Consider the following 21,893-nt stretch of genomic DNA (forward strand, 5'->3'; position numbering starts at 1 on the left):
CCAACTTGTGCTACTCCTATAGAGCCGCCGCCCCTGTGCCTAACGCCACCATCAGCTCAAGGCCTGTCCACGATGCCGAAATCTGTTGACCGAATTCCGCCGATGCCGCGTATTCAGGCGATTGACCCGCGACATTCCGAGCAGAGCTGGGAGAGCGCGCCGCAATTGCTGGCCGCGCTCAACGGCGCGCGGCTCGGCGCCTGGTATTGGGACATCGAGCGCGGGCAGATCAGTTGGTCGCGTGGCACCCAGGCGTTGTTCGGTTTCGATCCACGGCAACCACTGCCGCAAGATCTGGAATATCTCGATCTGTTACCCCCGGAAGACCGGGCCAAGACCGTTCGCGCTTTTCACGCCGTAATTGCCGGCGCGCCGCTGGAACAAGCGATGCACCACCGCATCCGCTGGCCCGACGGCAGCCTGCATTGGCTGGAGATCAGCGGCAGTCTGCTGCCGGATAAAAACGGCCGCCCCCGAATGATCGGGGTGATTCGTGAAATCACCCACCAGCGCCAGCGCGAGCAGGCCCTGAGCAGTTCGGAGAAACGTTTCGCGACACTTTTTCATCTGTGCCCGAACATGGTCTTGCTGACCCGGCAGGAAGACGGCCTCATCAGCGAGGCCAATCAGTATTTTGAAAGCCTGTTTGGCTGGCCGGTACAGAGCGCTATCGGCCGCACCACGCTGGAGCTGGGCTTGTGGGTACACCCCGAGCAACGCACAGAGCTGGTGAAAAAGACCAAAGCCAAAGGCGAGCTGATCGCCATGGAAGTGCAGTTTCGCGCCAGCAACGGGCAGATCCACGACGGTATTCTAAGTGCGCAGAAAGTCGAACTCGAAGGCCAGCCGTATCTGCTCAGCACGTTCCTCGACACCACCGAACGCAAAGCCGCTGAACTCGCCTTGAAGGACAGCCAGGAACGCCTCGATCTGGCGCTGGATTCAGCGCAGCTCGGCACCTGGGACTGGCACATCCCCAGCGGCATGCTTTACGGCTCCGCCCGGGCGGCGCAATTGCACGGGCTGGAACCGAAACCGTTTCATGAATCGTTCGAAGAGTTTTTCGAGGGCGTGCCCGGTGAGGAACGCGACAGCATGCGCGATGCCTACCGCAGCCTGCGCGAAGGCCCGGCGGGCAACTATCAATTGACCTATCGCGTGCAATTGCCGGACGGCAGCTCACGCTATCTGGAAAGCCGCGCCCGCCTCTACCGTGACGACAACGGCGCCCCGCTGCGCATGGCCGGCACCTTGCTGGACATCACCGACCAGGTCGAGCGCGAGCAACGGTTGGTGGCTTCGGAAGAGAAGTTCGCCACGCTGTTCCAGGTCAGCCCGGACCCGATTTGCGTCACCCGCCAGGACAGCGGCGAGTTCATTGAAATCAATAACAGCTTTACCCAGACGTTCGGCTGGAGCGCCGCTGACGTCATCGGTCACACCGCCGAAGAAATCGGCCTGTGGGACGCATCGGCGAAAAGCCTGCAACGCATTGAACGGGTCATCCGCGAACAGGGCTTGAGCAATGTCGCGATCATCGTCCAGCACAAGGACGGGCAGTCGCTGACTTGCGTCATTTCCAGCCGGCAAATCAGCGTCGGCGATCAGCCCTGCATCGTCACCACCCTGCGCGATATCACCCAGCAGCAGCGCTCGGAAGCGGCGCTGAAAGCCAGTGAAGAGAAATTCGCCAAAGCGTTTCACTCCAGCCCCGACGCGATCACCATCACCGAGCGCGACACCGGGCGTTATCTGGAGGTCAACGACGGTTTCTGCCGCCTCACTGGTTATCGCGCCGAAGAAGTCGTAGGCAAAACCGTGTATCAGGTGGGCATCTGGGCCGAGGAAAAACAGCGCTCGGCGTTACTTGCCGAATTGCAGATCAAGGGCCGCGTGCACCATCAGGAAATGCTCGGACGCAACAAACGCGGTGAGTTGCTGACGGTGGAAGTGTCGGTCGAACCGATCACCCTCAATGAAACCGCGTGCCTGCTGCTGACCGCGCGGGACGTCAGCCTGCTGAAAAACGCCGAAGCACAGATTCGGCATCTGGCTTATCACGACCCGCTGACCAACCTGCCCAATCGCGCCTTGCTGATGGATCGCCTGAGCCAGCAGATCGCCCTGCTCAAGCGCCACAACCTGCGCGGCGCTTTGCTGTTTCTCGATCTCGATCACTTCAAGCACATCAACGATTCCCTTGGCCACCCGGTCGGCGACACGGTGCTGAAAATCATCACGGCGCGGCTCGAAGCCAGTGTGCGCATGGAAGACACGGTCGCGCGCCTCGGTGGTGACGAGTTCGTGGTGCTGCTCAGCGGCCTCGAAGGCTCGCGCAATGAGGTCAGCGCGCAAGTACGTTCGCTCGCCGACACCTTGCGCGAATTACTCTCGGAGCCGATGTTCCTCGACGGCCAGCGTCTGCAAGTGACCCCGAGCATCGGCGTGGCGTTGATCCCCGATCACGGCTCGACGCCGACCGACCTGCTCAAACGCGCCGACATTGCCCTGTACCGGGCCAAGGATTCCGGGCGCAACACCACGCAGATGTATCACAACACCATGCAGAAAGCCGCCAGCGAACGGCTGCGCATGGAGACCGACTTGCGCCTGGCGCTGTCGCGCGGTGAGTTCAACATGCACTTTCAGCCGCAGGTCGACGCCCGCGACAACAGAATCATCGGCGCCGAAGCCCTGGTGCGCTGGAATCACCCGGAGCTGGGCGCGCAGTCACCCACCGAGTTCATCAAGGTGCTGGAAGACAGCGGCCTGATTCTCGAAGTCGGCACCTGGATCCTCGACGAAGCCTGCAATGCGTTCAAACAACTGATCGCCCTGAAACTGGTCGACCCGCTGAAGTTCAGCCTGTGCGTGAACATCAGCCCGCGCCAGTTCCGCCAGAACGATTTCGTCGAGCGCATCGAACACAGCATGAGCAGCCATGGTCTGCCCTGCTCGCTGCTGAAACTGGAGATCACCGAAGGCATCGTCATCCAGAATCTGGAAGACACCATCAGCAAAATGCGCCGCCTGAAAAAGCTCGGCGTGAGCTTTGCCATGGATGATTTCGGCACCGGTTATTCGTCGCTGACTTACCTCAAGCGTCTGCCGGTGGACACGCTGAAAATCGATCAGTCGTTTATCCGTGATGCGACGACCGACCCGAACGATGCCGAGATCATCCGCGCGATCGTCGCCATGGCGCGCAGCCTTGAGCTGGAGGTGATTGCCGAGGGCGTGGAAACCCCGGAACAACTGGCGTTTCTGCAAGGGTTGGGCTGTCATTTGTATCAAGGCTATCTGCACAGTCGACCGGTTGCGCTGGAGGATCTGAAAAAGCTCCTGCCATAACCGGTGCACGTTGCAACAGAAGCGCAATTGCCACGCTTTGCGCCAACCTGTAGGGTCGCGGTTTTTGCGCCGTTTCGAGATCTGTCATGCAGGATGCAACCCTCCCCCGCCCGGCTCTGCTGGGCATCGACCTTGGCACCACCAACAGCCTGATCGCCGTCTGGCAGGACGGTCAGGCCCGACTGATTCCCAACGCCCTGGGCGATGTGCTGACGCCGTCGGTGGTCAGCCTCGATGAAGACGACACCATTCTGGTCGGCAAAGCCGCCCGCGCCCGCCTGACCACGCACCCGGATCGCACCGCCGCAGCATTCAAGCGCTTCATGGGCAGCGATAAACAAGTCCAGCTCGGTGCTCGTCAGTTCAGCCCGGAAGAGTTGTCGGCGCTGGTGCTCGGCGCACTCAAGCAGGACGCCGAAGCCTTTCTCGGCCATAGCGTTTCGGAAGCGGTAATTTCCGTGCCGGCGTATTTCAGCGACGAACAACGCAAACGCACGCTGTTTGCCGCCGAACTGGCCGGGCTCTCGGTGACACGTCTGATCAACGAGCCGACCGCTGCCGCCATGGCTTACGGGCTGCATGAACAGAAATTCGAACGCACGCTGATCTTCGATCTGGGCGGCGGCACCTTCGATGTCACGGTGCTGGAATACGCTTTGCCACTGATCGAAGTGCACGCCTCCACCGGCGACAACTTTCTCGGCGGCGAAGACTTCACCGCTGCGCTATTGCAGGCCTGCTTGAAACACTGGCAACTGACCCCGGCCATGGTCGATGCGCAAAGCATGGCAACTCTCGGCGATGCGCTGGAGCAACTGAAATGCAAACTCGCTGAAGGTGTTCAGCCACTGAGCTGGCGCCATGGTGACAAGACGTTCGAATGGTCGCTGGACGAAGCCGCCGCAGTAAGAATCTGGGAGCCGCTGCTGGCCCGTTTGCGCGCACCGATCGAACAAGCCCTGCGCGATGCCCGCCTCAAGCCGCGCGACCTCGACAGCCTGGTACTGGTCGGCGGCGCCACGCGCATGCCGGCGGTGCAGCAAATGGTCGCCACGCTGTTCGGGCGCCTGCCTTACCGGCATCTTGATCCGGATACCATTGTGGCGTTGGGCGCGGCGACGCAAGCGGCGTGCAAAGCGCGTGACGGGGCGGTTGAAGAGTTGATTCTGACGGATGTCTGCCCGTACACGCTGGGGATTGCGACCATGCGTGGCGAAGACATCAAAGGTGCTTTCTCGCCGATCATCGAACGCAACACCATCATCCCGACCTCAAGGGTGGAGCGCTATTACACCACCCAACCCAAGCAAACAGTGCTGCGCATCGCCGTCTATCAGGGTGAACGGCCGTGGGTGTGCGACAACATTCTGATTGATGCTTTCGATGTCACGTTGACGCCCACTGAGCACATCCAGGAGCTGGACGTACGCTTCAGCTATGACATCAACGGTTTGCTCGAAGTCGACGTCACCCTGCTCGAAACCGGTGAACGCCACAGTCACAGCATCGATCGCAGCCCCACCGGTCTGGACGAGCAAGCGCGTCGCGACAGCCATAACCGCCTGTCCACTCTGAAAGTCCATCCACGCGATGCGCTGCCCAACCGCACACTGCTCGCCCGTTTGGAGCGGGCATGGATGCAAAGCCTCGGCACGCAACGCGAGCACATTGCCGAATGGCTGCACAACTTCACTACCGTGCTCGCCGGCCAGCAACCCTCGGCGATTGCCAGCCATCGCGCAGAGCTGAACAAGGCGCTGGATCAACTGCGCCTCTAACCGTTGAGCCGCCGCAAGGCAGCTTGCAGGCCGCCGGACAGCATCTCGCTATCGCCGCTGTCCGGCGGCACACCATAGCGGTTGGGCAACTTGTCACCGGGCAATCCGAACAGCACCAATGGCAAAAATGGCAAAACCGGCGTCAGCGCCATGAAAATCAGCAGCGTGGGAATGCCCCGGCCCATGTCGTGCAATCGACGAAGAATGGCGCCGAACACCAACAGCACGTCCAGCAACAAGACCAGCATGCCAGCGCCCGTGGTGCCCGTGAGCAGCCCTGCCACCGGTGTAATCACCAAACACCCCAGCACCTGGCCGATAAAAGCCTTGCGCCCCAACCGCGAGCCGAGACGCCAGATCGCTCTCGCCGGTACCGGCTGAACATCGCTTCTCGCCAGCAGCAAACGCTCCGACCAGGACAGCAAGGCGCACAGCGCCAATCGCAGGCCGATGCCGTTCTGCGCGTCGTCCTTGCCCTGCTGCAACTGCCGCAAGACTCGGGTTTTCGGCACGCCAGCAGCCCCATAACGAACCAAGCCCTTGAGCGTATCCAGCGCCTCGTACGCCAGCAATTTGTCGACACCAAAATCCGTCAGCACTTTGCGCGGCGGCCACACCGGTTCGCCCTTGATCAAGCCGTCGCGAAAGCCTTCGAACCAATCGTCTTCACAACTGATCGCCGCGATTGACTGCAGCAATGCGCGATGCTGCTCAGCACTCAGGCTCGGGTCGTGATAGAGCACGCCCCAGAACATCATCAACCCCAGCAAATCGTCGCCGCATGCAGCACGATCGCTTTCGAGGCAGGTGTAAAGCAGGGTATTGGCAGGCAATCGCGCGCTGTCGAGTGCCTGTTGAACGCTGAACAATTGCTGCACCAACAAACCGTGCACCGGATCATGGCCTTGCAGCCATCCCAGCAAACCGTCGCAATGGCCTTGTTCACGCTGCAAGCGCCGCAACAGAGGCTGCAGACGACTCAAAGGATGGGCCGGATTGAATGCCAGACGCTCCAGGGACTGCGCATCAATCATGTGTAACCAGCGTTCGGGTTGTTCCAGCAACGCCAGCAAAAACAACGTCTGGGCATGCCACTCCCACGTCGCCTCCCCCAGCCCGACCGGCGGCAACTGTATACCGCGACGGCTCAACTGGAGCATCAAGTCGAGTTCGGACAAGTCACAGTCGTCTTTGACCGCACCCAGCTTGAAGGCTTCTGCGATTCGCTCCAGCGCAGCATCGTTGTAGGGCCGCAAGCGGCGCAACCATAACCGACAGACCTTGTGCGGCTCACCTTGCGTCAGCACCTGCGGCAATGGCCGCGAGCTTGAATTCGCGTCACTGAAAGCGCGCATGGCCAGTGCAATCGGAGCCCTGCTCAACCAGCGCAAGTGTTGCTCGGCCTGGTATTTGAATCCGCTCATCACCAGGTTTTCGAGAGCATCGACCGGCAACGGTGCATCCAGAATCTGCTGCAGCAAAGCCGAATCACCCCGGTGCAGTGCCCAGGCGTGCCGGTACAGATGCAACAGTCGGCTGTCGGCGTTCTCGCCCAGCAGCTGCGCGAGCAATGGCAGTTCATCACCCGTCATACGCCAATCGACAAAGCTTTGCGCGAGGCTATCAAGCGCTAATCTTGCGACACCCAGCCAACGGTTCAGCGTCTCGGGATGTTGTGACGGGCTGCCATACACCTGGCCGTCATCGCCGAGATCCTCCGACCAGTCAGAGCAGTCCTCGAGGCGATCAAATGCCTGAATCAGCAGAGGTAGAAAAGTCGACTGCCGCTTGGCACACAACTCCAGCAGGCGACTTTCCGCCATTGGATGACGATGTTCGTTCCACAGCCGGATCCAGCAAGGCAATGCCTGATCGTCGCGCCCGAGCAGACTGCTCTGACACGCCAGCAGATAAAGCCAGTCGACGTCATCCGGCGCTGCAAGTTGCTGTTCGACGCAGCACTGCAAAAATATCGGCACGCCGATTCCCGCCTGAGTGAACTGCACCAGCACCCGTTTGAGAAACGCGGCATCATCCGGCAACGGCAGGCAGGTGTGTCGAGTGGCGAACTCGGCGAACTCATGGAGTGGACGCTGGGTGAAGATGAAGTCGAGACTACGGGCGTACCACAGCGATTCGGTCTGTGCTGCCTCTGACCATGTGCTCATCAGATCCGTATCGAACGGGTCAGGCGTTTCGATTCGCTGGAGAAAGAATCCCACCTGACGGGCGTCGTCGTACTCCAGATCCAGCAACTGTTGATCCCAGGCCATGCGTTTGGCTAACAGATTCGCGCAGCGGTACGACAACGGACCGGCGTCAGCCAGTCGGTGGTACAGCCCCCAACTGAGGTCATCGAGCACCTCCAGCGGCAGTTCATCCAGACTCCGGACAAATGCCTGCCACGCGGCAAAATTGAAGCGGCGAGCGGGATCATCCAGCAGTTCACAGAAATCCAAGAACGCCTGAGGGACTTCAACGTCCTTGTGCTCTGAGGCTTCGAGCGTTGGTTCGGGCTCTTCTTCCTCTTCCTCACGCGCCAGACGCAGAGCATTTTCGTAGGCCATGCGCAGCGCCTGAAACCCTTGCGGATCAGTCTCCGGGTGGTGCGCCGGCAAGCGTGCGCGGTAGGCATCGCGAATCAGGCTTTCGTCAGTGGTAGGCTCGATGCCCAGGCGAATCCAGCAACTCATGACCAGTCGAACTCCTTGAGCGATGCCGGACGTGGCGGCGGATCAATTTCCAGGTGCCATGGCAAATCAGCCAGAAACCGAGGGATGTTCTCGGCAAGGCCACGGGCAATCCGCACGTTAAGGGCGTTGGCCCCTTGGCGATCCAGTTCGCGCGCCAGCTCATCGTCACTGGCGCTCAGGCACGACCAAAAGGTTCGGCCCACGACAAAGCCATCGAAGTAAGCCATCCAGCTACCGTAGTGAAATTGCGCTCTGAGGGCCAAACGACTGTGCAGCCAGTTGCTCTCATCCAGGTCAATCCACTGATTGCGCACGGCGCAACGCAAGAGAAAGCCCATGCGGCCATAGTCCCAGGACAATATCCCGCCCGGCCCGCAACTGCCGAAGGTGCGACTGGCAAATTCATGCAGGATGCGTTCACGAGCCGGGAGATCGTCAAGCAAAGCCTGCCATTCACTCGGCAGGCAACGCTGCCACGCCAGATAGGCCGCGCTGAGGTGTTTGGCATGGCCGTCGTCAGTCATCCGTTCGAGCATGTCGAACAACTGCCCACGGTCATCGATACCCCAGCTGTCTTGCAGATCGATGTAGCGATCGTCGCAGAACGCGGGGTCGTCGTAGCTGGCACCGGTATTGATTGCCGCCATTGGCGCAGACAAAGCGCACAGCCAGCGCTGTTGAATATCGTCCATGAAAAAAGGCTCCAGGCCGACCGGTGAGGAATGGGGGTCGGCAAAACTGCCGCGGATTGTAGAGAAACCACCGCCAGCGGCAAAGTCGAACAGCGGTTTTCTTGCGCGCACAAAAAAGGCCCCGACGTATCGGGGCCTTCATTCAGCGGCTCATCGTCTGTTCAGACGATTGTGTTGCGGCACATGACTCAGTGCTGCAACGCCGGCTTCTGCGTCCCGTTGATCGGGATGCGTTTGGCTTTCGCCTCTTCCGGGATCACCCGCAGCAGGTCGATGCTCAGCAGACCGTTGCTCAGATCCGCAGCCTTGATCTCGATGTGATCGGCCAGGCGGAAGGACAGCTTGAAAGCACGTTGGGCGATGCCCTGGTGCAGGAAGGTCACGCCTTCGTTGGCATCACGCTTGCCGCCACTGATGGTCAGCACACCTTTCTCGACTTGCAGTTCCAGGTCTTCTTCCTGGAAACCGGCTGCCGCTACGACAATGCGGTATTGGTCATCACCGTGCTTTTCGACGTTGTAAGGTGGGTAGCTGCTGCCTGGCTCGTTGCGCAGGGCGGTTTCGAACAGGTCGTTGAAACGGTCGAAACCTACCGAGGAACGGAACAGTGGCGCGAGGGAAAATGCAGTACTCATGGTTCAAATCTCCTGAAAACAATCAGCAAGGTTTTTTGACTCCGCGACCCGAATTCGGCATCGCGTACCCCTTAGATAGGGACCGCTGAAATGATTTCAAGAGATTATTTGCAGATTTTTTTCAGGCCGCTTCAGCCACTGGCAGACCGAGCAGACGCGAGACATGATCCGGCTCCGTCTCGCGCCGCAGTACGGTAAACAGCTCGGTCGCCTCGGGATAATTGCGCGTCAGCATGGCCAACCATTGCTTCAAACGGCCCGGCGACTGACGTGCAGTCATCTGCGCTTTGGCTTGCAGCCAGAAGTCCTGAATCAGCGGCATCAGCTCGGCCCAGGTCATCTCGACCACCTCTTCACCGGCGCGGGCGGCAGCGATTTGTTTGGCCAGATCCGGGCGCGAGACCAGGCCGCGACCGAGCATGATGTCTTCTACGCCACTGATTTCGCGGCAACGCCGCCAGTCTTCGACGCTCCAGATATCGCCGTTGGCGAACACCGGGACTTTGACCACGTCTTGTACACGCGGAATCCACTCCCAATGCGCCGGCGGTTTGTAGCCGTCCATTTTGGTTCGCGCATGAACCACGATGTGCTCGGCGCCGCCTTCGGCCAACGCCGTGGCGCAGACCAGCGAGCCGTCCGGGCTGTCGAAGCCCAGGCGCATTTTTGCGGTCACGGGAATATGTGCCGGCACAGCGCGACGGACATGCTCAACGATCTGGTTGAGCAGCTCCGGCTCCTTGAGCAGCACCGCGCCGCCACGGGATTTGTTGACGGTCTTGGCCGGGCAGCCGAAGTTGAGGTCGATCACCTCAGAACCGAGTTCGCAGGCCAGTGCAGCGTTCTCCGCCAGGCACACAGGATCAGAACCGAGCAATTGCACGCGCAATGGCACACCGGAGGCCGTGCGGGCACCGTTGAGCAGCTCCGGGCCGAACTTGTGGAAATAGGCCGGCGTGAGTAACTGGTCATTCACCCGAATGAATTCGGTCACGCACCAGTCGATGCCACCAACGCGGGTCAGCACGTCGCGGAGAATGTCGTCAACCAACCCCTCCATGGGCGCCAGAGCAATTTGCATGGGAAAACACTACTTGAAGAAAAACGTGCGGCAGTTTACTGGATATCGCACAAATCCGCAGATCCCTTGTAGGAGCTGCCGAAGGCTGCGATCTTTTGATCTTGATCTTGATCTTGATCTTGATCTGCAAACAGCAAAATCAAAAGATCGCAGCCTTCGGCAGCTCCTACAGGGATCGGGTCAGGCTAGTGCCAGGATCGCCGGTCCGTAGCCCTCGACGAACTCGACCGGCATGCGCTTTGGCTTGCCCGTGGACAGCTCGATACAGACAAAAGTTGTCTGCGCGCGCAACAGCGTGGCGTTGTCGCTCGGGCGCTTGAGCTGGAAATGCCGGGTCATTTTCAGGCGCTGATCCCAATCGACGATCCAGGTCGCCAATTGCAGTTCGTCGCCTTCATAAGCCGCAGCCAGATAATCGATCTCATGACGGACCACCGCCATCGCCCGATCCAGTCGCCGATACTCGACCAGATCCAGCCCCAGACGCTGCGAATGGCGCCAGGCGCAGCGCTCGAGCCAGGTCACGTACACTGCGTTGTTCGCGTGGCCCAGCCCGTCGATGTCCTCGGCGCCTACTTGCAGATCAATGGTAAACGGCGTTGCCCGATCCCAGCCCATGCCCCACTCCTGGTCAATGTATTCCACCGGGGCAGTGTAACGGAGCTCAAGCCGATTGGCGCGCCTGAAGGCTACGACCGGCCAGCAGTGATAACACGCCATCAATCACCCGAGGGTCGGCCAGCACACGCTGATGACCACCGCCTTCGAGGCGCAACAGACGACTGTCGAACCAGGCTTCGTGGATCAGTTGCGACTCTTTGACCGAGACGAAATTGTCGTCCTCGGCGTGCACGATCAGGCCGGGCATATCCAGTTGATAGTGGGCAACATCGAGCGTGGCAGCACGCATACCGACGTCTTGTTCGACCTGGCGGATGAAGGCTGAACGGGCCCGGGGCGGCATGCCAACGTAGCGGGCAAAACCGCGCAGTACACCGAGGATTCGAGCAGGTGCGGCAATGCTCACGAGGGTTTCGGTACGCAAGCCCAGTTGCACGGCGAGCATGGCGCTGGCGCCGCCCATGGAGTGACCGATCACCGCTTGCAATGGCGGCAACTCGGCAGCGGCTTCGAGCATTGCCCGAGCGAACAACACGACATTGGCTTCACGCCCCGGCGAACGACCGTGAGCCGGACCATCCAACGCGACGACGGTATACCCGGCATCGACCAGCGCAGTGATCAGCGCGGCGAACTGGGTTGGCCGCCCTTCCCAGCCGTGCATCAGCAGCACTGTCGGGCCTTGGCCCCAGCGCAGCGCCGAGAGGCCAAAGCGCAAAGTGATGCGTTCGGAACTGGCCAGCAGCGGCAGCTCCCAATCACGAAGTGGCAGCGAACGTGGCGTCATGAATGCCAGACGCATTTTGCTCGCCACGCGTTTCGGTGCAATCCAGCCCAAGGTGCCATTAACGCCACGAATCCACTTCAACGTGTTCATCGCTCTCTCCTCAGGCGTATTGCCTTCAGGTCAACGCACTGCCGACTTGGCCGCGCGCAGCAATCGATCGGATAAATCTCCCGGGCCCAGAGCCCTTGCGAGCGCCAGACCACCCACCATCAAGGCCACATCGGCCAAGGCTTTGTCGGTGTCCTCGGGGCTGGACGCCAACTGCGCAATCATCAATTCCAGGTGTTCGTTCAGCGCGACGCGGAACGACTCCGGCAAACGCCCTAACTCGCCGATGGACGCTGGAATCGGGCACGCCGCATCGCTGGAATCACGATGTTTGCGCGACAGGTAGAACGCAGCGACCAAGGCGCGACGCTCTTCACCGGTCAGATCGGCATCCATGTCGGCAATCAGGTCGCGGCGGCGGCCGAGCAGTTGCTTGAACGCTTCGAGCATCATCGCGTCCTTGCTTTCGAAGTGCGCATAGAAACCGCCGACGGTCAGGCCGGCTGCGCCCATCACTTCGCCCACGCTGGGGTCGGCCGGGCCACGCTGAATCAGTGCGGCGCTGGCAGCCTTGAGGATGCGTTCGCGGGTTTGGGCTTTTTTATCGTTCATCGTTGCCTCCGAATATTACGACTGGAATATTATTCGCATAATAATATTCTGCAAGTCAAGGATATGACCGCTGGTCTGAAGCACAGTGTAAGGAAAAAGGGGATTTGGCCAAACGCCAGACAAACAAAAGGGCCATTCAATAATTGAATGACCCTTATAAAATCCCGCAGAGCGGGTAATCGTGGCGTCCCCTAGGGGACTCGAACCCCTGTTACCGCCGTGAAAGGGCGGTGTCCTAGGCCACTAGACGAAGGGGACACAAACCTTCTATACAACTGATCAGCGCTGAGAACTGATCGATTCAAGGCCGGTGTGGCCAGACCTTGAACTGTAAATTGGTGGAGCTAAGCGGGATCGAACCGCTGACCTCCTGCATGCCATGCAGGCGCTCTCCCAGCTGAGCTATAGCCCCGGATTTTTCGCCTCTCGGCGGAGTGACATCTTGCAACATCACTTCTGTAAAACTGGCGTCCCCTAGGGGACTCGAACCCCTGTTACCGCCGTGAAAGGGCGGTGTCCTAGGCCACTAGACGAAGGGGACGCAAACCCTTCTATACAACTGATCAACGCTGAGTGTTGATCGCTTCGGAGCCGGTGTGGCCAGGCTTCGAAGTGTAAATTGGTGGAGCTAGACGGGATCGAACCGTCGACCTCTTGCATGCCATGCAAGCGCTCTCCCAGCTGAGCTATAGCCCCTCATCGTTGATGTCATCGCTGAGGACGGGGCGAATCTTAAGGGCGTATCGAAAGCCTGTCAAACTTATTTTTGAAAAATTTCAAAATTTTTCGTCGGCATAACAATCACTTACCGCCCTCCCCCCGTAAATTCGGGAGAAGCGCCGAAGGCACGATCAAAAGATCGCAGCCTTCGGCAGCTCCTGCACAAAGCCGCAAGCGCTTAGGCGATAGCGCCCAGCAGCTTTTCCCACTCTTTGTTTTCTTTCTTCGACACGCCACCCAGCAGGTCAATCGCCTGCCGCAGACGATAACGGGTCAGATCCGGGCCAAGGATTTCCATGGCATCGAGCACCGAGACGGAACTCGCCTGACCGGTGATCGCAGCAAACATCAGCGGCATCGCATCGCGCAGTTTCAACTCCAGCGATTCGACCACGGCCTGAATCGTCGCGGTGATGTTGTCCTTCTCCCACTGACGCAGGCTTTCCAGCTTCCACAGGATCAACTGCATCAACTGGCGAACCTGATCGCCCGAAAGCTTTTTCGATTCAAACAGCTTGGCATCCGGATTGACGCCGCCGGCGAAGAAGAACCCGCCCAGCGGGGCAACCTGGCTGAAGGTTTCCACGCGGCCCTGAACGTGCGGCGCGATCTTCATCATGTATTCCGAGTTGAATGCCCACTTCTGCACGCGCGCGGCGAATTCTTCCACCGGCAGATCACGTAGCCACTGGCCGTTGAGCCACGACAGCTTCTCGATGTCGAAGATCGGCCCGCCGAGGGACACACGCTTGAGGTCGAAGTTGTCGACCATTTCCTGCAACGAGAACTTCTCGCGCTCGTCCGGCATCGACCAGCCCATGCGCCCGAGATAGTTGAGCATCGCTTCCGGCATGAAACCCATGCGCTCGTAGAACGTCACCGAGGTCGGGTTCTTGCGCTTGGACAGCTTGCTCTTGTCCGGGTTACGCAGCAGCGGCATGTAGCACAGCTCGGGTTGTTCCCAGCCGAAGTACTCGTAAAGCAGGATCAGTTTCGGTGCCGATGGCAGCCACTCTTCGCCACGCAGCACGTGGGTGATGCCCATCAGGTGATCGTCGACCACGTTGGCGAGGAAGTACGTCGGCAGGCCATCGGTCTTCATCAGCACTTGCATGTCCATGCGATCCCACGGGATCTCGACATCGCCACGGAGCATGTCCGGCACCACACAAACGCCTTCGCTAGGCACTTTCATGCGGATCACGTGGGGTTCGCCGGCAGCCAGACGGGCCGCGACTTCTTCCTTCGACAGCAGCAGTGCGCGGCCATCGTAACGCGGGGTTTCGCCGCGAGCCATTTGCTCGGCGCGCATCTGATCCAGTTCTTCAGCGGTGCAGAAGCATGGGAACGCGTGGCCCATGTCGACCAGTTGCTGGCAGTACTTCTGATAGATGTCACCACGCTCGCTCTGGCGATACGGGCCGTGCGGGCCGCCGACGTCCGGGCCTTCGCTCCAGTCGATCCCCAGCCAGCGCAGGGCGTCGAAGATCTGCTGTTCGGACTCGCGGGTCGAACGCAACTGGTCAGTGTCTTCGATGCGCAGGATGAACTCACCGCCATGCTGCTTGGCAAAGCAGTAGTTGAACAATGCGATGTAAGCGGTACCTACGTGGGGATCCCCGGTAGGCGATGGCGCGATGCGAGTGCGGACGGTGGTCATGGCATGTCTCGAAAAGAATGAAAAGCAAAACAATCAAGCGGCGAATGGTAACAGGCGACACCCGCCCCGCTCCAGCGGGCAGGGCATTTAAGCCAAGTTTGCCTCTGGAACGCCCGTAAGCCGCGGTGAATGGGCAAATATCAGCAGATGGCATTTACCGTTTATCGGCTGTATGCCAGATTCGCCTGCTGATAACTTTACTTACAATTCCTCGACTACAGTTTGCCCATGCCTGCCCAACTCAAGCGTCGCCTGTTGATTTTCCTGCTGCTCGTCCTGCTGATCGCCGGGGGCTTTTTCGCCCATTGGTTTTTCAAGGGACGCTTTTATGAAAGCACCGACAACGCTTATGTCCAGGGCGAAATCACCCGTGTGTCGAGCCAATTGAGCGCGCGCATCGATGAAGTGCTGGTGCAAGACAATCAGCACGTGGAAAAAGGCCAGCTACTGGTGCGCCTCGAACCGAATGATTTCCGTCTGGCCATCGACCGCGCCAACGCCGCCCTCGCCACTCGCGAAGCAGAACGCCTGCAAGCGCAAAGCAAATTGACTCAACAAGCCAGCCTGATTGCTTCCAGCGACGCACAAGTGGCAACCACCCAAGCAACGCTCGGGCGCTCGCAGATGGATTTGTCGCGTGCCGAAACCCTGCGCAAGCCCGGTTACGTTTCCGAAGAACGCGTGACCACCCTCTCCGCTGACGCTCATATCGCCCGTTCGCAAGTGGCCAAGGCGCAGGCCGATGCGCAAGGTCAGCGTCAGCAGGTCAACGCCCTGAACGCAGAAATCAAACGCCTCGACGCACAGATCGCCAACGCCCGCGCCGATCTGGCGCAAGCCGAACTCAACCTGACCCGCAGCGAAATCCACGCGCCAATCAGTGGTCTGGTCGGCCAGCGCGCCGCCCGTAACGGCCAAGTGGTGCAGGCTGGCGCTTACCTGCTGTCGATCGTCCCGGACGAAGATATCTGGGTGCAGGCCAACTTCAAGGAAACCCAGATCGGCCGCATGCAACCCGGGCAGAAAGCCGAGCTGACCTTCGATGCCTATGGCGACACGCCGATCGAAGCGCGGGTCGACAGCCTGTTCGCCGCGTCCGGCGCGCAATTCAGCCTGCTGCCGCCGGACAATGCCACCGGCAACTTCACCAAAGTCGTGCAACGGATTCCGGTGAAACTGACCTTCAAGGCCGACAACCCGCTGCACGGCAAGATCCGCCCGGGCATGTCCGTCACTGCCAAAGTGAACATCAAAGACGCCCCGGACAATGGCCGGTGATTCGCTGATCCGCCCGGTCGGCGAACCGACCCGGCGCGATTGGATTGCGGTGATGAGCGTGATGCTCGGCGCCTTTATGGCCGTGCTCGACATTCAGATCACCAACTCGTCACTGAAAGATATTCAGGGTGCACTGTCGGCGACGCTGGAAGAAGGCTCGTGGATTTCCACCTCGTATCTGGTCGCGGAAATCATCATGATTCCGCTGACCGCGTGGCTGGTGCAACTGCTGTCGGCACGACGGCTGGCGGTGTGGGTGTCGCTGGGCTTTCTGGTTTCATCGCTGCTGTGCTCGATGGCCTGGAGCCTGGAGAGCATGATCGTCTTCCGCGCCATGCAGGGTTTTACCGGCGGCGCGCTGATCCCGCTGGCGTTCACCCTGACCTTGATCAAACTCCCCGAACACCACCGCGCCAAAGGCATGGCGATGTTTGCCATGACCGCGACCTTCGCCCCATCCATCGGCCCGACGCTGGGCGGCTGGCTCACGGAAAACTGGGGTTGGGAATACATCTTCTACATCAACATTCCGCCGGGCCTGATCATGATTGCCGGCCTGATGTACGGGCTGGAGAAGAAAGAAGCGCACTGGGAACTGCTGAAAAGCACCGATTACACCGGCATCCTCACGCTCGGGATCGGCCTCGGGTGCTTGCAGGTGTTTCTTGAAGAAGGCCATCGCAAGGACTGGCTGGAATCGAGCCTGATCGTGACCTTGGGCAGCATTGCGCTGGTAAGTTTGATCACCTTTGTAATCGTGCAGATTTCCAAACCGAATCCACTGATCAACCTCGGCATCCTGCGTAATCGCAACTTTGGCTTGTCGAGCATTTCCAGCCTCGGCATGGGTGTCGGGTTGTACGGTTCGATCTATCTATTGCCGCTGTACCTGGCGCAGATCCAGAACTACAACGCCCTGCAGATCGGCGAAGTGATCATGTGGATGGGCGTGCCGCAGTTGTTCCTGATTCCGCTGGTGCCGAAGCTGATGAAGTTTGTTTCGCCGAAATGGCTGTGCACGATCGGCTTTGGATTGTTCGGGCTGGCGAGTTTTTCTTCGGGGGTGCTCAACCCGGATTTCGCCGGGCCGCAGTTCAATCAGATCCAGATCATCCGCGCACTGGGGCAGCCGTTGATCATGGTGACCATTTCGTTGATCGCCACGGCGTACATCCTGCCGCAGGACGCGGGGTCGGCGTCGAGTCTGTTCAATATCCTGCGTAACCTCGGGGGTGCGATCGGGATTGCTTTGCTGGCAACGCTGCTGGATGCGCGCACCAAGACTTACTTCGATTATTTGCGTGAGGCGGTGGTGCCGACCAATCCGCAGGTGGCCGAGCGTTTGGCGTCGATGACCGATCGGTTTGGCAACGATACGGCGGCGCTGGGCAAGTTGAGCGAAATCGTCCACCAGCAGGCGGCGATCATGGCTTACAACGATGCGTTTCACTTTGTCGGGATTGCGCTGGGGATCAGTATGTTGGCCGTCTTGTTGACCAAGAAATTGCCACAAGGATTGAAGGCTGGGGAATCCCACTGATATTTGCTGTGCCTAGTCTGGCCCCATCGCTGGCAAGCCAGCTCCCACAGGTTTCTTTGGTGTTCACAAATTTCGTGTACGCCATCAATCCTTGTGGGAGCTGGCTTGCCAGCGATGGGGCCCGACCAGGCAACATCAATCAAACTGCCAAAAGCCGCTCGCGCAGTTTGGCAATCTCATCACGCATCTGCGCTGCCGCTTCAAACTCCAGATCCCGCGCCAGCTGATACATCTTCTCTTCCAGTGCACGAATGCGTTTGGTGATCTCGCTCGGCGAGCGCAATTCGGCTTCGTACTTGGCGTTCTCTTCGGCAGCCTTGGCCATGCCTTTGCGCTTCTTGCTGCGCGAACCCGGCACGGTGGCGCCTTCCATGATATCGGCGACATCCTTGAACACGCCTTTGGGGGTGATGCCGTTTTCCAGGTTGAAGGCGATCTGCTTGTCGCGACGTCGCTCGGTTTCACCGATTGCGCGCTCCATCGAACCGGTCATGCGATCGGCGTAAAGAATCGCCCGACCATTGAGGTTACGCGCCGCCCGGCCAATGGTCTGGATCAGCGAGCGCTCGGAACGCAGGAAGCCTTCCTTGTCGGCATCAAGGATCGCCACCAGCGACACTTCCGGCATGTCCAGACCTTCACGCAGCAGGTTGATCCCCACCAGCACATCAAAGGTACCGAGGCGCAAGTCGCGAATGATTTCTACACGCTCAACGGTATCGATGTCCGAATGCAGATAACGCACGCGCACGCCGTGGTCGGCGAGGTAATCGGTGAGGTCTTCGGCCATGCGCTTGGTCAGCGTGGTCACCAGCACCCGCTCCTCGATGGCCACGCGTTTGGTGATTTCCGAGAGCAAATCGTCGACCTGAGTCAGCGCCGGACGCACCTCGATCTGCGGATCGACCAGACCGGTCGGACGCACCAATTGCTCGACCACACGTCCGGCGTGCTCGGCCTCGTAATTGCCCGGCGTTGCCGAAACAAAAATGGTCTGCGGGCTCACCCCTTCCCACTCGTCAAAACGCATTGGCCGGTTATCCAGCGCCGACGGCAGGCGGAAGCCGTATTCGACGAGAGTTTCCTTACGCGAACGGTCGCCCTTATACATCGCGCCGACCTGCGGCACGCTGACGTGGGATTCGTCGATCACCAGCAAGGCATCGGCCGGCAGGTAATCGTAGAGCGTTGGCGGCGCCGCGCCGGCCGGACGTCCGGACAGGTAGCGCGAGTAGTTTTCGATGCCGTTGCAGTAACCCAGCTCGAGAATCATCTCCAGGTCGAAACGGGTGCGCTGCTCCAGTCGCTGGGCTTCCACCAGTTTGTTGTTGCTGCGCAGGTATTCCAGACGTTCCTGCAATTCGACTTTGATGTGTTCGATGGCGTCGAGCAGGGTTTCCCGTGGCGTCACATAGTGGCTCTTCGGGTAAAACGTGAAGCGCGGCATCTTGCGGATGACTTCGCCGGTCAGCGGGTCGAACGCGGAAATGCTTTCGACTTCGTCATCGAACAGCTCGATGCGGATCGCTTCCAGATCGGATTCCGCCGGGTAGATGTCGATCACATCGCCACGAACGCGGAAGGTCGCACGGGCGAAATCCATATCGTTGCGGGTGTATTGCAGGTCCGCCAGACGCCGCAGCAGCGCACGCTGATCGAGTTTGTCGCCGCGATCGACGTGCAGCACCATCTTCAAATAGGTTTCCGGGCTACCGAGACCGTAGATGCACGACACCGTGGTGACGATGATCGCGTCCTTGCGTTCGAGCAGCGCTTTGGTTGCGGACAGGCGCATCTGCTCGATGTGGTCGTTGATCGATGCATCCTTCTCGATGAAGGTGTCGGACGACGGCACATAGGCTTCGGGCTGGTAGTAGTCGTAGTAGGAAACGAAGTATTCGACGGCGTTGTTCGGGAAAAACGCCTTGAACTCGCCGTACAGCTGCGCAGCGAGGGTCTTGTTCGGCGCCAGTACCAGGGTCGGGCGCTGCACCTGCGAGATGACGTTGGCGATGCTGAAGGTCTTGCCCGAGCCGGTCACACCAAGCAGCGTCTGGTGCGCCAGCCCGGCTTCGATGCCCTCCACCAGTTGGCGGATGGCTTCCGGCTGATCGCCGGCGGGCTCAAAGCGGGTGACGAGCTGGAATTCGGACATATACACCTCTGGGATCGCGGCATTCCGAGCAAGCGGAGCACCACGGGGACGACCGCAAACGACCGGTGTCGCGCAAGAAAAAACCTGGATTGTGCTCAATGTGGTGGCGATTGCCTCACCTTTCAAGGCAAACGTCCTACATCCGGTAAAGACTCTGACACGCGCAGTCGACTAACGGTCAAGAAATAATCGGAAAAACTTACCCTAAAAGCCGAATCGCCTGTCGCCATCGCTCGGTAATGGCCTCTATACTAGCTCCCCGTTTGTGCACCGCTCTAGTGCATCCGGCTGGAGCGCGACACGTCCCTCCATTCTCCATTCAGAGCCGCCGCAATAATGAGCCTGTTCTCCGCTGTCGAAATGGCACCCCGCGATCCAATCCTGGGCCTCAACGAAGCATTCAACGCCGATACCCGGACCACCAAGGTCAACCTGGGCGTGGGTGTTTACTGCAACGAAGAGGGGCGAATTCCACTTCTGCGCGCCGTGATCGAAGCCGAAACCGTTCGCGCAGCTCAACACGCTTCGCGCGGTTACCTGCCGATCGATGGCATCGCCGCCTACGACCAGGCCGTGCAAAAGCTGCTGTTCGGCAACGACTCGCCGCTGATCAGCGCCGGTCGCGTAATCACCACTCAGGCCGTCGGCGGGACCGGCGCACTGAAGATCGGTGCCGACTTCCTCAAGCAACTGCTGCCGAATGCCGTTGTGGCGATCAGCGACCCGAGCTGGGAAAACCACCGCGCCCTGTTCGAAACCGCCGGCTTCCCGGTGCAGAACTACCGTTACTACGACGCTGCCAGCCACGATGTAAATCGTGCCGGCATGCTCGACGATCTCAACGCCCTGCCGAACGGCTCGATCGTTGTTCTGCACGCGTGCTGCCACAACCCGACCGGCGTCGACCTGACCCCGGCGGACTGGAACAACGTGCTGGAAGTGGTCAAGGCCAAAGGTCACGTGCCGTTCCTCGACATGGCTTACCAGGGTTTCGGTGACGGCATCGATGAAGACGCCGCTGCCGTGCGTCTGTTCGCCGAGTCCGGTATGACTTTCTTCGTCTCGAGCTCGTTCTCCAAGTCGTTCTCGCTGTACGGCGAGCGCGTTGGTGCGCTGTCGATCATCAGCGAGTCGAAAGAAGAAAGCGCGCGCGTGCTGTCGCAAGTCAAGCGCGTGATCCGCACCAACTACTCCAACCCGCCGACCCACGGCGCGAGCATCGTTGCAGCTGTACTGAACAGCCCGGAATTGCGCGCACAGTGGGAAGCCGAACTGGCGGAAATGCGTCTGCGCATTCGCGGCATGCGCGAGCAGATGGTTGCCCTGTTGGCAGAAAAAGCCCCGGGTCGCGACTTCAGCTTCGTCGGTCGTCAGCGCGGCATGTTCTCCTACTCGGGCCTGACCACTGAACAAGTGCATCGCCTGCGTAACGAGTTCGGCATCTACGCCCTGGACACCGGCCGCATCTGCGTGGCCGCGCTGAACCAGAGCAACATCAAAGCTGTGACGGATGCGATTGTTCAGGTCATCTGATTTCAGCGCGTTATGAAAAACGGGAAGCCTTGGGGCTTCCCGTTTTTTATTTGTCCGAATGAACGCTGCTTAACCTCTAGACTGCACATAAATCCCATTGTAGGAGTGAGCCTGCTCGCGATGGCGGCGTGTCAGGTAATGAAGCTTCGGCTGACACGACGCTATCGCGAGCAGGCTCATTCCTACAGATTTTGTGTGAACCCAAGATTTCTGAAAGAGACCCTATATGAAAAACGACAACCTGCGCGCCGACCGTGACGATCTGGATGACTTCATCCCCCGCACAGCGGCAAAACGCGAAAAGAGCCTGGTGTTGCAAGTCGCCACCGGCGTCTTCCTGGGTGGCCTGGTCCTGTGGCTGGTGCAACTGGCGGCCACCGCGGCTTACGCCAAGCTGATGATGGGCACTATCACCTTCGGCAGTTAAGCCAGTTCGGTGGCACGCTGACTCGCGGCGTCGTCATAAACGACGTACAGCGATTCGGCGATCTGGCTTTTGATCGCCTTGGTGCTTTCAAGGCCCAGGACAAAACCTTCGGCCTTGCCACCGGCGCGGTTCAATTCCTCAGCGGTGCTGGCCTGGGTGATTGCATCGAAGAGTTTTTCGGCGTGGGGACCGACGCCCTTGGGCAGACTGATTTGCGCGATGCTCATGCGAACACCTCACTGTTGCGGGACAAACGGTTCATGGCGCGGACCTTTTTCGGCG

At 59.7% G+C, this 21,893-nt stretch carries 16 protein-coding genes and 4 tRNA genes; 6 read left to right on the forward strand and 14 right to left on the reverse strand.

Annotated features, from left to right (window positions below; all coding sequences use genetic code 11):
• Nucleotides 1–72: 72 nt before the first annotated feature.
• A complete protein-coding gene (locus M9827_RS23115; RefSeq protein ID WP_250607298.1) occupies nt 73–3,351 on the forward strand; it encodes a sensor domain-containing protein in 3,279 nt (1,092 codons plus the stop codon).
• 86 nt (nt 3,352–3,437) lie between these two features.
• A complete protein-coding gene (locus M9827_RS23120; protein WP_250607300.1) occupies nt 3,438–5,129 on the forward strand; it encodes a molecular chaperone HscC in 1,692 nt (563 codons plus the stop codon).
• Here the strand turns inward: M9827_RS23120 and M9827_RS23125 are convergent.
• The 12 genes from M9827_RS23125 to gltX all read right to left on the reverse strand — a co-directional run bounded on the left by M9827_RS23125 (nt 5,126) and on the right by gltX (nt 14,678).
• The gene (locus tag M9827_RS23125) at nt 5,126–7,822 is read right to left on the reverse strand and encodes a DUF805 domain-containing protein (RefSeq protein ID WP_250607303.1); all 2,697 of its coding nucleotides are present in this window, start codon (nt 7,820–7,822) and stop codon (nt 5,126–5,128) included. The genes M9827_RS23120 and M9827_RS23125 overlap by 4 nt on opposite strands.
• Nucleotides 7,819–8,514 (reverse strand): DUF1266 domain-containing protein, encoded by a 696-nt coding sequence (locus tag M9827_RS23130; protein ID WP_250607304.1) that lies wholly within the window; start codon nt 8,512–8,514, stop codon nt 7,819–7,821. Before M9827_RS23130 ends, M9827_RS23125 begins: the two co-directional genes overlap by 4 nt.
• 188 nt (nt 8,515–8,702) lie before the next feature.
• Entirely contained in the window at nt 8,703–9,149 is a 447-nt protein-coding gene (locus M9827_RS23135; protein ID WP_007913433.1) for an Hsp20 family protein, read from the reverse strand.
• 121 nt (nt 9,150–9,270) lie between these two features.
• On the reverse strand, nt 9,271–10,230 hold the full coding sequence (locus M9827_RS23140; protein ID WP_116031011.1) for a tRNA dihydrouridine synthase: 960 nt from the start codon (nt 10,228–10,230) through the stop codon (nt 9,271–9,273).
• A gap of 180 nt (nt 10,231–10,410) precedes the next feature.
• On the reverse strand, nt 10,411–10,848 hold the full coding sequence (locus M9827_RS23145) for an acyl-CoA thioesterase (protein ID WP_250607305.1): 438 nt from the start codon (nt 10,846–10,848) through the stop codon (nt 10,411–10,413).
• A 46-nt stretch (nt 10,849–10,894) separates the two neighbouring features.
• Nucleotides 10,895–11,728 carry an alpha/beta fold hydrolase gene (locus tag M9827_RS23150; RefSeq protein ID WP_250607306.1) on the reverse strand — a complete coding sequence of 278 codons (834 nt, stop codon included), beginning with the start codon at nt 11,726–11,728 and terminating at the stop codon, nt 10,895–10,897.
• Nucleotides 11,729–11,758: 30 nt separating this feature from the next.
• Complete coding sequence (locus M9827_RS23155) at nt 11,759–12,298, reverse strand: TetR/AcrR family transcriptional regulator (RefSeq protein ID WP_123463439.1); 540 nt, start codon at nt 12,296–12,298, stop codon at nt 11,759–11,761.
• Between the two features lie 182 nt (nt 12,299–12,480).
• Nucleotides 12,481–12,556 (reverse strand) — tRNA-Glu (locus M9827_RS23160).
• 78 nt (nt 12,557–12,634) lie between these two features.
• Nucleotides 12,635–12,710, reverse strand: a tRNA-Ala gene (locus M9827_RS23165).
• Between the two features lie 53 nt (nt 12,711–12,763).
• Nucleotides 12,764–12,839, reverse strand: a tRNA-Glu gene (locus M9827_RS23170).
• Between the two features lie 79 nt (nt 12,840–12,918).
• Nucleotides 12,919–12,994, reverse strand: a tRNA-Ala gene (locus tag M9827_RS23175).
• A 202-nt stretch (nt 12,995–13,196) separates the two neighbouring features.
• On the reverse strand, nt 13,197–14,678 hold the full coding sequence (gltX, locus tag M9827_RS23180) for a glutamate--tRNA ligase (RefSeq protein ID WP_007913414.1): 1,482 nt from the start codon (nt 14,676–14,678) through the stop codon (nt 13,197–13,199).
• Nucleotides 14,679–14,906: 228 nt separating this feature from the next.
• Between gltX and M9827_RS23185 the strand changes: the two genes are divergently transcribed.
• Together M9827_RS23185 and M9827_RS23190 are read left to right on the forward strand one after the other, a co-directional pair.
• Nucleotides 14,907–15,956: an HlyD family secretion protein gene (locus M9827_RS23185; RefSeq protein ID WP_250607308.1), complete on the forward strand. Its 1,050-nt coding sequence runs from the start codon at nt 14,907–14,909 to the stop codon at nt 15,954–15,956.
• Nucleotides 15,946–17,496, forward strand: coding sequence for an MDR family MFS transporter (locus M9827_RS23190; protein ID WP_284676973.1), 1,551 nt, complete (start codon nt 15,946–15,948; stop codon nt 17,494–17,496). Before M9827_RS23185 ends, M9827_RS23190 begins: the two co-directional genes overlap by 11 nt.
• A 139-nt stretch (nt 17,497–17,635) precedes the next feature.
• Here M9827_RS23190 and uvrB read toward each other — a convergent pair whose 3' ends face one another.
• On the reverse strand, nt 17,636–19,651 hold the full coding sequence (gene uvrB / locus M9827_RS23195; protein WP_250607309.1) for an excinuclease ABC subunit UvrB: 2,016 nt from the start codon (nt 19,649–19,651) through the stop codon (nt 17,636–17,638).
• A 336-nt stretch (nt 19,652–19,987) separates the two neighbouring features.
• Here uvrB and M9827_RS23200 point away from each other — a divergent pair, with 336 nt between their 5' ends.
• Together M9827_RS23200 and M9827_RS23205 are read left to right on the forward strand one after the other, a co-directional pair.
• Nucleotides 19,988–21,184 (forward strand): amino acid aminotransferase, encoded by a 1,197-nt coding sequence (locus M9827_RS23200; protein ID WP_250607312.1) that lies wholly within the window; start codon nt 19,988–19,990, stop codon nt 21,182–21,184.
• A 226-nt stretch (nt 21,185–21,410) separates the two neighbouring features.
• Nucleotides 21,411–21,611: a hypothetical protein gene (locus M9827_RS23205; RefSeq protein WP_250607314.1), complete on the forward strand. Its 201-nt coding sequence runs from the start codon at nt 21,411–21,413 to the stop codon at nt 21,609–21,611.
• Here the strand turns inward: M9827_RS23205 and M9827_RS23210 are convergent.
• The gene (locus M9827_RS23210) at nt 21,608–21,838 is read right to left on the reverse strand and encodes a hypothetical protein (RefSeq protein WP_123463450.1); all 231 of its coding nucleotides are present in this window, start codon (nt 21,836–21,838) and stop codon (nt 21,608–21,610) included. The genes M9827_RS23205 and M9827_RS23210 overlap by 4 nt on opposite strands.
• Nucleotides 21,839–21,893 lie beyond the last annotated feature (55 nt).

This window comes from Pseudomonas sp. AKS31 (assembly GCF_023634765.1).
Classification (GTDB): domain Bacteria; phylum Pseudomonadota; class Gammaproteobacteria; order Pseudomonadales; family Pseudomonadaceae; genus Aquipseudomonas.